Here is a 14,367-nt window from a genome sequence, read left to right as displayed (position 1 = left end):
GAAGGGAGTCACCAAAATGACCACCGCCGGAACCACCACCCACACCCTCCTCCGCGCAGAGGGCTTCTCCTGCCCCTCCTGCGTCAGCAAGATCGAAAAGCAGGTCGGCAAGCTCACCGGCGTGGAGAACGTGAAGGTCCACTTCGCCTCAGCCCGCATCGAGGTTGACCACGATGAGAGCAAGACCAGCGTCGACGACATCGTCGCCGTGATCGCCAAGGCCGGCTACCAGGCCGCCCCCTCGGCCTTCTAGCCAGACTCCCCCTCGAGCAGAAAGGTTGTGCCACGGTGAACAGGTTCCAGAAATGGCTTCACGGTAGCTGGTCCATCCCGGTCGCCTCCGGCATCCTCATCCTCATGTCCTTCGCCCTGCAGTACCTCGGCGCCGGAATGTGGAATCGTGCGGTGAGCCCGCAATGGTGGATCGACGCCGGTGAACATGCCACCAGCACCGCAGAGGTCTTCACCCTGGCAGACACCTTCATGCTCGCCGCCGCAGTGGTGGCCGGCTACAACATCGTCATCAAGGGCGTCCGGGCGCTGACCGCCAAGCTCATCGGCATCGACCTGCTCGTCTCGATCGCCGCGATCGGCGCCGTCATCATCGGCAACTTCTGGGAAGCCGCCGCCGTCACCTTCCTGTTCGCCATCGGCCACGCCCTCGAGGCGGCCACCATGAACAAGACCCGTTCGGCGCTGGCCGAACTGGTCGCCGTCGCCCCCGACGTCGCCATCGTGTTGCGCGATGGTGAACAGCAGGAGGTTCCCGCCCACCAGGTCCGGATGGGCGAGATCGTGCTGGTGAAGAACGGCGCGAAGATCCCCGTGGACGGCCAGGTCGTCTCGGGTACCGGTGCCATCGACGAAGCCTCCATCACCGGGGAATCGCTCCCGGTGGAGAAGACCACATCGGATCATGTCTTCGCCGGAACCGTCTCCCGCGGCGGATTCCTGCAGGTTCTGGCCACGGGCATCGGCGCGGACACCACCCTGGCCCGCATCATCCACCGCGTGGAGGAGGCCCAGGACGCCAAGGCCAAGACCCAGGCCTTCATGGACCGCTTCTCCTCCTGGTACACCCCCGGCGTCATGGTCCTGGCCCTGGTGGCAGGCCTCATCAGCGGCGACGTGGTCCTGGCCCTGACCCTTTTGGTCATCGGCTGCCCCGGCGCCCTGGTCATCTCCATCCCCGTCGCGATCGTCGCCGGCATCGGCCGCGCCGCCCGCAACGGCATCCTCATCAAGGGTGGCGAATATCTGGAGACCTCCGCGAAGATCTCGGCGGTTGCCGTGGACAAGACCGGTACCCTCACCGAGGGTCGTCCGCAGCTGACCGACGTCGTCGTCCTGGATCCGGGGCTGGATCGCACCGAGGTGCTGCGGTGGGCCGCTGCCGCCGAGGCCGGTTCCGAGCACCCGCTGGCCCGCACCATCATGGATTCCGCCCGCGACGAAGGCGTGGGCCCCGAGGGCATCCCCGGAGAGGTGACGCCGGTCCCTGGCAAGGGCATCGTGTCCGACGTGGACGGCCAGCGGGTACTGATCGGCAACCCGGCGTTGCTGGAGCAATACGGCATCACCAACGACGCCGGATCCTCCGATGCGGCCGAGCAACTCGCCGCGGCGGGCAAGACCCCGATGATCGTCGCCGTCGATGGCCGGGTGATCGGTATCGTCGCCGTCGCCGACCAGATCCGCGAGGACTCCGCCGAGATGGTTGCCCGGTTGCATGCGGCCGGCGTGAAGAAGGTCGTCATGCTCACCGGTGACACGCGGTTGGTGGCCGAATCCATCGGCCAGGCCACCGGCATCGACGAGATCCATGCGTCCATGCTGCCCGAGGACAAGCTCGACGCGGTGGCGAAGCTGCAGCGCGAGGGGCATACGGTGGCCATGGTCGGTGACGGGGTGAATGACGCCCCGGCCTTGGCGATCGCCGACATCGGCGTGGCCATGGGCGCCGCCGGTTCGGCGGTGGCCGTGGAGACGGCGGATATCGCCCTGATGGGTGACAACCTGCTCAAGCTGCCCGAATCCATCAGTCTGGCCAAGCGGACGGTGAACGTGATGAAGCAGAACATAGCGATCTCGCTGATCACCGTGGTGCTGCTGGTGGCCGGCGTCTTCGCCGGCGGGGTCACCATGTCCCTCGGCATGCTCGTCCACGAGGGGTCCGTGCTGGTGGTCATCCTCAACGCGATGCGCTTGATGCGCAACGCCCCAGGGGCCACGTCGATGTCGAAGTCGCTGCGCACCCCGGCCAAGCGCGGGGCCTCCGAAGTCGTGGACGCCTAGGCACGGCAGCAACGCCAGGGAGGCGCCGATCGCGGGTACGCGCGGTCGGCGCCTGAACACGGTCCATCAATTTTCATGAGCCAACAGGAGGAATGCAGATGTCCACGGCACTGGTTGTCAACGACGACGGCGGACCCGAAACCCAGGAGCTCGGTGGAGCGGGAATACAACGGACCCCCGAGGCGCTGGAGAAGATCACCGACGTGATCAAATACGGACTCGTCGACCCGCACGTTCGCGCACGCTTTAGTCTGGCTGATGCGCAGAACGCAGTGGCCGCCGTCGAAGCTGTCATCTGGCAGGAAAGGTAGTGGTGGAACCATGACCGAACCGCACGAGGAACACCAGGACCACGCCGGGCACGGAGACCATGGGGGTCACGAGGGCCATGCCGGGCATGGCCCCGGCATGTTCCGGACGCCTTTCTGGGTCACCCTCGTGTTGTCCATCCCGGTGGTCTGGCTCAGCCCGCTGGTCGCGTCGCTACTGGGTTACCAGGTCCCCGAGTTTCCGCTCTCGCAGTGGGTCGCCCCGGTCTTGGGGACGTTCATCTACTTCTACGGTGGTGCCCCGTTCCTGAAGGGCGGCGTCCAGGAAATCCGCTCACGCCAACCGGGCATGATGCTGCTGATCGCGATGGCCATCACGGTGGCCTTCCTGGCCTCCTGGATCACTTTCCTGGGCATCGGCGGCTTCAGCCTCGACTTCTGGTGGGAATTGGCCCTGCTGGTGGTCGTGATGCTGTTGGGGCACTGGATGGAGATGCGCGCCCTGGGCTCGGCCTCCTCGGCCCTGGATGCCCTGGCCGAACTGCTCCCCGACGAGGCGGAGCGGATTCCCGAGGACGGCGGGGACCCCGTCATGGTGTCCATCTCGGAGCTGACGGTCGGGGATATCGTCCTGGTGCGCTCCGGTGCCCGGGTGCCGGCCGACGGCGTCATCACCGACGGCAGCGCCGGCTTCGACGAGTCGATGATCACCGGCGAATCACGCACCGTGAGCCGCGGATCGGGTGAGACCGTCGTTGCCGGAACGGTCGCCACCGATAATTCCGTGCGCCTGCGCGTCGAGGCCCTCGGCGAGGATACGACCCTCTCGGGGATCCAACGGATGGTTGCGGAGGCCCAGGAGTCCAGCTCCCGCGCCCAGGCCCTGGCTGACCGTGCGGCGGCGTTGCTGTTCTGGTTCGCACTGGGGGCCGCGATCATCACCGCGCTCGTCTGGGTGGCCATCGGGCAACCCTCCGATGCGGTCACCCGCACCGTCACCGTCCTGGTCATTGCCTGCCCGCATGCCCTGGGCTTGGCGATCCCGCTGGTCATCGCCATCTCCACCGAGCGGGCCGCCACGGCAGGGGTGTTGATCAAGAACCGGCTGGCGTTGGAGAAGATGCGCACCGTCGACGTCGTCCTCTTCGACAAGACCGGCACCCTCACCGAGGGCGCCCATGCCGTCACCGGCACCGCAACCACCGGGGACGTCTCAGCGGATGAACTGCTCCGGTGGGCTGCCGCGGCGGAGTCCGAATCCGAGCATCCCGTGGCCCGCGCCATCACCGCAGCTTCCCAGGAGGAGGGGCCCGGAAACCAACCACCGCTGACAGCGACCAGCTTCCAGTCGGCTGCCGGACGCGGGGTGAAGGCAGAGGTCGACGGCGTCGAGGTGCAGGTCGGTGGGCCGAACATGCTGCGTGAGCTGGGGTTGGACCCCACCGCCCAGCTCAGTGAGGACGTTGCCGGATGGATCGACCGGGGAGCTTCCATCCTGCATGTGGTCCGTGCCGGGGAGATCTTGGGCGCCATCGCGCTGGAAGACCGGGTGCGGCAGGAATCGCGCGAGGCGGTCGAGGCGCTGCGCTCGCGGGGTGTGAAGGTCGCCCTGATCACCGGTGATGCCCAGCAGGTGGCCGATGCTGTGGCCCGGGATCTGGGTATCGACGAGGTCTTCGCCGAAGTCCTGCCGAGGGATAAGGACGCGAAGGTCACCGAGCTGCAGCAGCGGGGCCTCAGCGTGGCCATGGTCGGCGACGGAGTCAATGACGCCCCGGCCTTGGCGCGCGCCGAGGTGGGCATCGCGATCGGCGCCGGGACCGATATCGCCGTGGAATCCGCCGGCGTGGTTCTGGCGGGCAACGACCCGCGCTCGGTGGTGTCCCTGCTGGTCCTCTCACGGGCCAGCTACCGCAAGATGCTGCAGAACCTGTGGTGGGCGGGCGGCTATAACGTCATCGCCGTCCCCCTGGCAGCCGGTGTCCTGGCGCCCATCGGGTTCGTCCTCTCCCCGGCGGTCGGCGCGGTCCTGATGTCCCTGTCCACGATCATCGTGGCGCTGAACGCCCAGTTACTCCGCCGCGTGGAACTGACCCCAGAAAAAGTTGCCGTCACCGACTCCGACCGGTGACGGCCAGAGGAGCGTGGCACCGCCTCGTCGGCTCGGACCGCCTTGACCCATATCAAGGCGGTCCGAGCCGATCTGAGGTGCAATGGAAGGACCCACGGAGGGAACCATCTTTCAGGAGGCAGCCATCATGTATACCGCATCTTTCCGTACCCAACCCTTCGCTTCCCCGACGGCCATCCAGGACATCGAAAGCGCCCTGTCCGAGCAGGACGGAATCATCTCGGCCGGGGTCGAATTCAACGACCATAAGGTCAATGTCGAGTACGACAGCATGAAGACCGACGTCGAAAAGATCGCCAATCTGATCACCAAGCTGGGCTACCCGGTGCTCTCCACCAAGGTCAGCTAGCTACTCCCAGCACCGAGCCCCACGAACGGGTTGTTGACCGTCCGACTTGTCCGCTTCGAGAGACCTAGACTGGATCCAACAGCGCCGGCAGCAGATCTTGCCGTCGCAGACGAAGACGTCGAAGGAGTCAGTACACGATGATCAGGCAACGGTGGGTGGCCCCCTGGTGACCACGACACCTGCAGGTCACGACCATCGGGACCAATGCGTGGCACTGGTTCCCATTTTTGCGCATCTGGATCCCGAGGAACAGCATGAGATCGCCTCCCGGGCCCGGCAGCGGAAGTACCGCCGGGGTGAGCTGCTCTACTCCCCCGGAGATGAGGATCGCTCCCTGCTGATCGTGCACCGCGGGAAGATCAAGACCTACCGCGGCAGCGAATCAGGCCACGAACAGATCCTGCGCGTTCTGGAACCGGGCAGCTTCATCGGCGAAACCGCCTTCCTGCACGCCGGCCAATCCGACCACTACGCCTTGGCCCTGGAGGACGCGGAAATCTGCAGCCTGCACCACGAGGACATCCGTGGGTTCCTGGTCAGCTATCCGACGATCGCGTTGAAGATGCTCGAAACCGTCACCGAACGGCTCGAGCAGACCGAACGAACGCTCAGTTCTTATACGGGGGAGGATGCCGGATCGCGGATCGCCGGATACCTGTTGGAAAAGGCCGACCCAGCCACCGGCGTATTGACCCTGCCGATGTCCAAACGGGATCTCTCTTCGCTGCTGGGCACCACTCCTGAGACGCTCAGCCGGCGGCTGGCCGCCTTCACCGAGGCCGGCTGGATCGACCAGTCCTCCGGCGGACGGATCCACGTCCTGGACCGGGAGGCCCTGGCCCGGGCCTGAATCGGCCGCGGGTCGCCGGGCTTCCCGCTAGGCCTTCAGGTCGAAGGCCTCGGCGAGCAGGGCATGCGACGTCATCTGGGCTTGGTGGTCGGTGATCATATTCATCGTCATCAGTTCATCAACCTGCCCCGCCTCGGCCAGTTGCATCAGCCGGTCCTTCACCCGCTGGGGGCTGCCGACGATGAAGCGGCCCTCCGAGCCAGCACGTGCCTGCTCTTCGGCTGCGGTGTAGCGGTGGGTCGCTGCCTCATCCAACGTCGGCGGAGCGTGGTGGATCTGTCCGGTCCCCCACCGCGCCCACTGCAATTCGGCGGGCCCTGCGAGGTACTGTGCTTCCTCGTCGGTCTCGGCACACACCACGATGGTCGACAGGATGGAATAGGGCTGAGCCAGATGCTTCGACGGCTGGAAAGCCTCCCGGTAGGCGCGCAGCACCGGAATCGCCATCTCCGGGTTGATCTGCCCGGCGAAGGCGAAACCCATGCCCAGTTGCGAAGCGATCCGCATGCCCCCATCGCTGGACCCGAGCATGTACAGGTCCGGGCGCAGGGAGGGTGCCGGGGACGGGGTGATGTCCTGATACGGGTGGTCGTCGGGGAAATCCCGGTCAAAGAACGCCAGCACCTCGAGCAGCAGGTTCATCAGCCCCTGGCCGGTCAGTGGCTCCTGGCTGTTGCGGAGTGCGGCGTTGGTCATCGCACTGGTCCCCGAGGCCCGGCCCATCCCCAGGTCGATCCGACCTGGGTGCAGCGCCTCGAGGATCGAGAAGTTCTCCACCACGCGCAACGGGCTGTGGTTGGGCAACATGACCCCACCGGAACCGACCCGGATGTTCTTCGTCAGCGCCGCGGCATGGGCAATCAACAGGTCAGGCGAGGTGGACATCTGGTGTTTGCTGCTGTGGTGCTCGGTGAACCACAACCGCGTGAAGCCCAGCTCATCAGCCTGTTGGGCCGCCTCGGTCGCATGCCGCAAGGCCTGTTCGGCCGATTCGCCGTTATACAGTCCGACGCCCTCCAGGATGGAGAGCTTCATTTTGGGGGTGGGTGTCTGGTTCATTCCGGACCTCCTGGTGTGGTGGCGGCATCCGCTGGGTCCTCCAGCGTCTCATCGTCCATGGGGGCGTCGACTTCGGCGTTGGTCAGCCGCCAGTAGGCGCTGCGGGCGGCCAGCAGTTCGTGGTGGTTGCCCTGTTCGACGATGGCCCCGTCCTTCATGACCAGGATCAGGTCAGCATCGCGGATGGTGGAGAGCCGGTGGGCGATCACGAACGCCGTCCGGTCTTCACGCAGCTTGAGCATGGCCCGCTGGATGAGTAGCTCGGTGCGGGTATCCACCGAAGAGGTCGCCTCATCGAGGATCAGCAGCCGCGGATCGGCCAGGAACGCCCGGGCGATGGTCACCAGTTGGCGTTCGCCCACGCTGAGGTTGGTGGCCTCGTCGTCGAGCACCGTCTCATAACCATCGGGGAGCGCGTGCACGAAGCGGTCCACATAGGCTGCCGAGGCCGCCTGAACCATGTCCTCCTCGCTCGCGTCGGGCCGACCATACATGATGTTCTCGCGGATGGTTCCGGCGAATAGCCACGTATCCTGCAGCACCATCCCGGTCCGGGCTCGCAGATCGTGCCGGGTCATCGACCGCGTTTCGACGGCGTCGGATCCGTCCTCGGCGCAGCCCAGGCTGATCGACCCGGAGTCGATATCGTAGAACCGCATGATGAGGTTGACCAGCGTGGTTTTCCCGGCGCCGGTGGGCCCGACGATGGCCACGGTGCTGCCGGGGCTGGCCGTGAGGTTCAGCCCCTCGATCAGCGGGGTGTCGGCGTCGTAGCGGAAGGACACGTCCGTGAACTCCAGGTGGCTGGCCTGTTCGGGCACGGTATCCGCGGGATCGGCTTCGGGGCTCTGCTCTTCCTCGTCGAGCAGCTCGAACACCCTCTCGGCGCTGGCCACCCCCGATTGGAGCAGGTTCGCCATCGAGCCGAGCTGGCTCAGCGGCTGGGTGAACTGCCGGGCGTACTGGGTGAAGGCCTGCACGTCACCGATGGACAGCTGCCCGGAGGCCACCCGCAGGCCGCCGACGACGGCGATGGCCACATAGACGAGGTTTCCGATGAAGGTCATGCTGGGCATGATGATTCCGGAGACGAACTGGGCTCCGAAGCTGGCCCGGTAGACCTTCGCATTCTCCTCACGGAAGGCCTGCTCGACCTCCTGCTGGTGGCCGAACACCTTGACGATGGCGTGCCCGGAGTAGGTTTCCTCGACCCGGGCGTTCAGGATGCCCGTCTGCTTCCACTGTTCGGCGAACATCCGCTGCGACCTTCTGGCCACCAGCACGGTGATCAGGATGGTCAGCGGGATCGTCACCAGGGCGATGAAGGCCAGGGTCGGCGAAATCAGGAACATCATCAGCAGCACGCCGATCACCGTCAGCAGGGAGGTGATGACCTGGCTCAGGGTCTGCTGCAGCGATTGGCCGATATTATCGACGTCGTTCGTGACCCGAGAGAGTAGTTCACCGCGCTGGACGCGATCGAAGTAGCGCAGCGGCAGCCGATGGAGCTTGTCTTCGACTTGGACCCGCAGCCGGTGGGCCGCCCGCTGGACGACGACGTTGAGGATGCGGGCTTGCACCAGCCGGAAGGCGCTGCCGAAAAGGTAAACCGCCAGGACCACCGCCAGGATCATGCCCAGCTGGGTGAAGTCGATCCCTGCTCCGGGGACGAAGTCCATCGACCGGAGCATGTCGGCCTGCGTGGTCTGTCCGTTGGCCACGAGTTGGTTCACGACGTCGGCCTTGCTGGTGCCTGCGGGGAAGCGCAGGGAAATGAACCCGGCGAAGACGACATTGGTGCCCTCGCCCAACAGTTTGGGGCCGATGACGGTCAGCCCGACGCTGATGACCCCGAGGATGATGACCCACACGATCCTGGACATGTCCTGCCGCAGGGTGCCCAGCAGTCGTTTCGCCGAGGGAAAGAAGTTCAGCGCCTTCGCTGTGGGGGCCCCGCCGCCGGCCGGTCCCCGCCCCATGGGTCCGCGCCGGGGTGCCGGTGCCGGCTGGGCCGCCGCCTGGTGCCCGCTCATGATGCCGCCTCCACGCTCTGCTGGGATTCGACGATCTCGCGGTAGGTTTCGCAGCTGTCCAGCAGCTGCTCGTGCGGCCCTGTCCCGACGACCTCGCCGTGGTCGAGCACGATGATCTGGTCGGCGTCGCGGATGGTACTGACCCGTTGGGCGACCACGATGCGGGTCGCCTCAGGCAGGTCGGCGTCCAGCGCCCGGCGCAGTGCGGCGTCGGTGGCCACATCCAGGGCTGAGAAGGAGTCGTCGAAGATGTAGATCTCGGGGCGTTTAACCAGGGCCCGGGCGATCGCCAGACGCTGGCGTTGCCCGCCGGAGACGTTCGTGCCTCCCTGCGCGATCTCCGTGTCCAAGCCCAGCGGTTTGGCTTCGACGAAGTCGCGGGCCTGGGCGATCTCCAGGGCCTGCCAGAGCTCCTCGTCGGTGGCCTGCCGGTTGCCGTAGCGCAGGTTCGAGGCGATGGTCCCGGAAAACAGGAAGGCCCGTTGCGGGATCAGCCCGATCCGTTCCCACAGCTCATCCGGGTCGAGGCCGCGCACATCGGCGTCGTCCACGGACACGGTGCCGCCGGTGACGTCGAAGAGCCGTGGCACCAGACCGATGAGGGTTGATTTGCCGGCACCGGTGGAGCCGATGATCGCCGTCGTCGTTCCCGGGGCCACGGTGAAGGAGATGTCCTTCAGCACCGGTTGGTCTGCTCCGGGGTAGGTGAATTCCACATGCTCGAAGGCGACCGTGCCGGTGCGCCGGCCCGGGCTGACCGGTTCGGCGGGGGCGAGCACTGAGGTGTCGGTGTCCAGCACGTCGGCGATGCGGGTGGCGCTGACGGCCGCGCGAGGGATCATCACGAACATGAGGGCGGCCATCATCACGCCCATGAGGATCTGCATCATGTATTGGAGGAAGGCGAAGAGGGTGCCGATCTGGGCGTTGCCGTCTTGCACCTCGGAGGCACCGAACCAGATGACCGCGACGCTGGAGACGTTCATGACCAGCATGATCGCCGGCATCATCAGGGCCATCAGGTTGCCTGCGCGGATGCCGACCTCGGCCACGCCCTCGCTGGCCGTCCCGAAGCGGGCACGCTCCTCCTTTTCGCGGACGAAGGCGCGGATCACCCGGATGCCGGTGAGTTGTTCGCGCATGATCTGGTTCAACCGGTCGATCCGCTGCTGCATCAGTTGGAAGGCAGGCACCATGCGCACGATGACCAGGCCCACGATGAGCAGCAGGACCGGGATGCTCACGATCATCAGCCAGGACAGCCCGACGTCCTGCCGCACGGCCATGATGACCCCGCCGATGGCGAGCATGGGGGCGGAGACCATCAGCGTGGAGGTCATCTGCACCATCCGCTGGACCTGTTGGACGTCATTGGTGTTGCGGGTGATCAGCGACGGCGCCCCGAAGTGTCCGACCTCGCGTTGGGAGAAGCCGACCACGCGGTGGAAGAGCCCATCGCGGAGGTCCCGGCCCATCCCCATCGCGAGTTTTGAGCCGAAGTACACGGCGACGATGGCGCAGACGACCTGGACCAGGGTGACGGCGAGCATCATCGCGCCGGTGGACCAGATATAGCCGATATCGCCGGTGACCACCCCCTCGTCGATGATGTCGGCGTTCATGGTGGGGAGCAGCAGCGAGGCGAAGGACTGCGCCAGTTGGAAGACCAGTACCCCGACCAGAAGCGGCCAGACGGGTTTGATGTAGCGGACCATGAGTTTCCAGAGCATGCTCAATCCTTCCCGGCCTGCCCGATGATTCCGTGCAGTGCGAAGTCCACCAGTTCATCGTCGCTCAGCGGGTCTCCTCCGCCCATGCGCGGCGCGGAGGCGGCGATCACGAGCAGGCGGATCAGTGCGCCGAGCTTCTGTGGGGGAATGTTCAGCTGCGCTGCGTCGGCGGCGAAGGCTGCGGCGGCGGTTTGTTCGAAATGGCCTTCGCGGCGGTGTTTCATGTATTCGTGGGCTTCACCGGGTTCCAGGAGCGAGATCATCGTGAAAACGCCGCGGGCGCGGGCCCGCGCATTACGGATGAGTACTCGCAGTTTTTGCTCCACGTCCAGGTCCGGATCCTCCAGTTCCGGGCCCAGCCCCTGGTGGGTCTGGTCGAAGAAGGCATCGACGACGCTGCGGACCAGCGCCGCCTTATCTCCGAAGACCCGGAAGATGGTCCCCTCGGCGATGCCCAGGTGGTCGGCCAGCTGGCGGGAGGTCACCGAGGCCCCCTGCTCCAGGTAGAGGGGGATCGCCGAGGTGGCGATCATCGTCCGCCGTTCTTCAGCAGACATGGGCCGGGCACGGGCAGGTTTGGGAACATCGGTTGCATCCACCCTTTCAGGTTAGTGAGTGAGCGCTCACTCCGCAATGTCGCCGAAGGGTTTCCGTTCTCCGATCCAGCAGGAATAGGACACTCCGCCATCGGGTTGATACCACCGTGAAGAACATTGGATTCCTGTCCTTCGGTCATTGGACCGACCACCCCCAGTCCGCCACCCGCAACGCCTCCGATGCTCTCCTGCAGGGCATCGACCTCGCGGTCGCGGCGGAGGAGCTCGGTGCCGACGGCGCCTACTTCCGCGTCCACCATTTTGCCCAGCAATACGCTTCCCCGTTCCCGCTGCTCGCCGCCATCGGCGCGAAAACCAGCCGGATCGAGATCGGGACCGGGGTGATCGACATGAGGTATGAGAACCCCCTCTACATGGCAGAGGATGCCGGAGCGGCCGATCTGATCTCCCAGGGACGACTGCAGCTGGGTATCAGCCGGGGCTCCCCCGAGCAGGTCATCGACGGGTGGAGGCACTTCGGCTTCTCACCGCTGGAGAACGAAACGAACGCCGAGATGGGCCGCCGCCATACCGAGCGCCTGCTCGAGGTACTCACCGGTGAGGGTTTCGCGGAGCCCAGCCCGCATCCGATGTTCCCCAATCCTCCCGGGTTGCTCCGGGTGGAACCGCATTCCCCGGGCTTGCGCGAGCGCATCTGGTGGGGGTCGGGTTCGAACGCCACCGCCGTCTGGGCGGGAAAGTTGGGCATGAACCTGCAAAGCTCGACCCTCAAGGACGACGAGTCGGGCAAACCCTTCCACGTCCAGCAGGCCGAGCAGATCGAGCTCTACCGACAGGCGTTCAAGGAGTCGGGGCACCAACGGGAGCCCCGCGTCTCGGTCAGCCGCAGCATCTTCGCGCTGACGGAGGAGCGAGATTGGCAGTACTTTGGCCACGACCGCCACAGCTCAGACCAGGTCGGCAATATCGATGAGAAAACGCGTGCCATTTTCGGCCGTTCCTACGCCGGCTCCCCCGAGGAACTCATCGAGAAGCTGACGCAGGACGAGGCGGTGACCGCCGCGGACACCTTGCTCCTGACGGTCCCGAACCAGTTGGGCGTCGATTACAACGCGCACGTCTTCGAGTCTATTTTGAAGCATGTCGCCCCACAATTGGGCTGGCGCTAAGACGGAGCAGCCCCCGGGTCCGGCCAGTGGCCGGCCCCGGGTCCGCGTGTTACTCCTTCGGGATATCCGCTCCGGCCCAGGCCTTAGCGAAGAACCGTGCCGAACGTGAGCGCAACAGGTCGATATACGCATCGGGGTCCATGGCCTGCGCCGAGTCCTCCGGGATAGCGCTGGTGAAGGCCGAGACACCCAGTCCGGCTTCGTGCTTCTTCACCTTCAGGCCGGCGGCCTCCAGCAGCGTGGGGTACATATTCAGCTGGTCCACGCGGGGGCGCAGCTTGGTCTTCTTATCATCGCCCGGAATCCAGAACCGGTTGAAGATGGTGCGGTTCGGGTGGTTGTCCAGCTCCTCGTGGAAGGCATCGCCACCGCCCATGTGCTTGAGGTGGTCGCCCATGATCACCACTGCGGTGTCCTCGAGGTAACCCTTCTCCTCCATATAGTCCACGAATCCAGCCACCTGCGTCATGGAGCAGAAGAACATCGAGGTCACTTCACTCTCCGTGTCCTGATCGCAGTAGTCGTAGATATGGGCCGGCTCATGGGTATCCAGGGTCAGCATGGAGAGGTTGAACGGCTGGCCGGACTTCTTCGACTCGGCGTGGAGTTCGTCGATCTCGTTCTTGGCGTGGCCCATGAGGCTCTTATCGCTCAGGCCCCAGTCGCTGCGGAAGTGGCTCTGCGGTTCGCCGGCGGCACGCCAGTCGGTCAGACCCTTGACGTCGGAGTAGCCGTGGCCCTCCAGGAAGGTGTCCTTGGCGGAGAATTTGCCGTTGGCACCGCCGAGGAAGACGTTCTTATATCCGTGCTCGTCCAACACGTCACCCAGGCAGGTGATTCCTCCGAGGTAGGACTCCACGTCGCTGCCCAGCTTATTGAGGGCGCCGCTGCCGACAGCGGAGTCCATGCCCTTCAGCGGGATGCCGCACTGTGTCGAGGTGATGCCCGACATGGTCCAGCCACCGCCGTCGTACTGCTGGAAGTCCTTCACGGACTGCCAGCCGTCCTTGGCTTGGGTGACATCCTCCAAGGGCTCGAAGGCGTTCTTCTCGAAGAGCTGGTCATCGGCGAGGGTGGCCTCACCGGATTCGAGGTAGATCACCACCAGGTTGCGCTGGTCCTTATCGCTGGTGATGGTCGGCGCGGCGTAGTAGTCATCGATGTCGTACTGGGAGTTGCCGGACTTGATGTAGTCGGCCATGCCGACGGTGGTGGAGAAGGCAGTGGTTCCGCCCACGACCAATCCGGCCACCGCGACGGTGGAGACGGTCCGGACGATCCACGGCGAGCGCTGCTGACGCGGCTCGGAGGGGTTGCGGAAGCGTTTGCGCAACCGGGTGAAGTGCCAGAAGGCGATCCCGACCGTGATGAGCAGGGGCAGGACAACGACCAACAGGATGCCGATCCACACCAGGGATCCGCCGCCTCCGTCGGTCTCCACGGAAACGAGGTTCAGCAGCATCTGCCCCACGGAGATCTTCCCGAAGAACACCCGAATGCCGATGGCGGCGAAGAGCAATGAGAGTCCGGCGAAGATCAGGGCATAGATCAGGATCCGTCCGGCGACCACACCGGCCCGGCGGGTCACGTGAACAATCGGAGAAGACATAGCTGCACACCTCGCATTCCAGATGCCCGCGCGTTGGCCGATCACCCTAGACATCCAACCCATTTTCGGGCAAAAAGTAGCCTAGTGATGCCAGGCCATCCGTTCAAGGATACTTCACCTGCCGTCCACCCGTCATTTACCACAACACGCTCGGGTGTACCGAACGTCAGCGAGGCACAGGTCAGCGCGGCCTTCCGAGACAAAAGAGTGGCCAACACTTGTTAGCCACGTCATACTCCCCGTATAGTGTCCAGCAGATTGCGTGTTCAACTATCGAATATGAAGTTCAAATATAGAACACGCTCAGACGATCAGC

General features: G+C 65.2%; 12 protein-coding genes. 7 read left to right on the top strand and 5 right to left on the bottom strand.

Annotated elements, in window-relative coordinates; all coding sequences use genetic code 11:
• The first annotated feature begins 16 nt into the window (after positions 1 to 16).
• The 6 genes from FM101_RS04625 to FM101_RS04600 all read left to right on the top strand — a co-directional run bounded on the left by FM101_RS04625 (position 17) and on the right by FM101_RS04600 (position 5,894).
• Positions 17 to 253, top strand: coding sequence for a heavy-metal-associated domain-containing protein (locus FM101_RS04625; RefSeq protein WP_086996142.1), 237 nt, complete (start codon positions 17 to 19; stop codon positions 251 to 253).
• A gap of 35 nt (positions 254 to 288) precedes the next feature.
• The gene (locus FM101_RS04620) at positions 289 to 2,295 is read left to right on the top strand and encodes a heavy metal translocating P-type ATPase (RefSeq protein ID WP_086996139.1); all 2,007 of its coding nucleotides are present in this window, start codon (positions 289 to 291) and stop codon (positions 2,293 to 2,295) included.
• Between the two features lie 98 nt (positions 2,296 to 2,393).
• Positions 2,394 to 2,606 (top strand): hypothetical protein, encoded by a 213-nt coding sequence (locus tag FM101_RS04615; RefSeq protein ID WP_096224026.1) that lies wholly within the window; start codon positions 2,394 to 2,396, stop codon positions 2,604 to 2,606.
• A gap of 10 nt (positions 2,607 to 2,616) precedes the next feature.
• Positions 2,617 to 4,695, top strand: coding sequence for a heavy metal translocating P-type ATPase (locus FM101_RS04610; RefSeq protein ID WP_086996133.1), 2,079 nt, complete (start codon positions 2,617 to 2,619; stop codon positions 4,693 to 4,695).
• A gap of 127 nt (positions 4,696 to 4,822) precedes the next feature.
• Positions 4,823 to 5,044, top strand: coding sequence for a heavy-metal-associated domain-containing protein (locus FM101_RS04605; protein ID WP_179204230.1), 222 nt, complete (start codon positions 4,823 to 4,825; stop codon positions 5,042 to 5,044).
• A gap of 166 nt (positions 5,045 to 5,210) precedes the next feature.
• Positions 5,211 to 5,894 carry a Crp/Fnr family transcriptional regulator gene (locus FM101_RS04600; protein WP_179204229.1) on the top strand — a complete coding sequence of 228 codons (684 nt, stop codon included), beginning with the start codon at positions 5,211 to 5,213 and terminating at the stop codon, positions 5,892 to 5,894.
• A gap of 27 nt (positions 5,895 to 5,921) precedes the next feature.
• Here the strand turns inward: FM101_RS04600 and FM101_RS04595 are convergent, their stop codons facing one another.
• The 4 genes from FM101_RS04595 to FM101_RS04580 are packed head-to-tail and all read right to left on the bottom strand — an operon-like array spanning position 5,922 to position 11,315.
• The gene (locus FM101_RS04595; protein ID WP_086996124.1) at positions 5,922 to 6,953 is read right to left on the bottom strand and encodes an LLM class flavin-dependent oxidoreductase; all 1,032 of its coding nucleotides are present in this window, start codon (positions 6,951 to 6,953) and stop codon (positions 5,922 to 5,924) included.
• Positions 6,950 to 8,986 carry an ABC transporter ATP-binding protein gene (locus FM101_RS04590; protein ID WP_086996121.1) on the bottom strand — a complete coding sequence of 679 codons (2,037 nt, stop codon included), beginning with the start codon at positions 8,984 to 8,986 and terminating at the stop codon, positions 6,950 to 6,952. The genes FM101_RS04595 and FM101_RS04590 overlap by 4 nt, the downstream gene beginning before the upstream one ends.
• Positions 8,983 to 10,716, bottom strand: a complete 1,734-nt coding sequence (locus FM101_RS04585; protein ID WP_086996118.1) for an ABC transporter ATP-binding protein — start codon at positions 10,714 to 10,716, stop codon at positions 8,983 to 8,985. The genes FM101_RS04590 and FM101_RS04585 overlap by 4 nt, the downstream gene beginning before the upstream one ends.
• A gap of 2 nt (positions 10,717 to 10,718) precedes the next feature.
• Positions 10,719 to 11,315 (bottom strand): TetR/AcrR family transcriptional regulator, encoded by a 597-nt coding sequence (locus FM101_RS04580; RefSeq protein WP_086996114.1) that lies wholly within the window; start codon positions 11,313 to 11,315, stop codon positions 10,719 to 10,721.
• 104 nt (positions 11,316 to 11,419) lie between these two features.
• On the opposite strand from FM101_RS04580, the gene FM101_RS04575 reads away from it, so the two are divergent.
• Complete coding sequence (locus FM101_RS04575) at positions 11,420 to 12,442, top strand: LLM class flavin-dependent oxidoreductase (protein ID WP_086996111.1); 1,023 nt, start codon at positions 11,420 to 11,422, stop codon at positions 12,440 to 12,442.
• 49 nt (positions 12,443 to 12,491) lie between these two features.
• Here FM101_RS04575 and FM101_RS04570 read toward each other — a convergent pair whose 3' ends face one another.
• On the bottom strand, positions 12,492 to 14,051 hold the full coding sequence (locus FM101_RS04570) for an LTA synthase family protein (RefSeq protein WP_086996108.1): 1,560 nt from the start codon (positions 14,049 to 14,051) through the stop codon (positions 12,492 to 12,494).
• Positions 14,052 to 14,367 lie beyond the last annotated feature (316 nt).

It is taken from the genome of Arthrobacter rhombi, assembly GCF_900163545.1.
In the GTDB taxonomy this organism is placed as follows: Bacteria; Actinomycetota; Actinomycetes; order Actinomycetales; family Micrococcaceae; genus Arthrobacter_H; species Arthrobacter_H rhombi_A.
The sequence above is the reverse complement of the archived record's forward strand: the minus strand, read 5'-3'. Positions and strand labels throughout refer to the sequence as shown.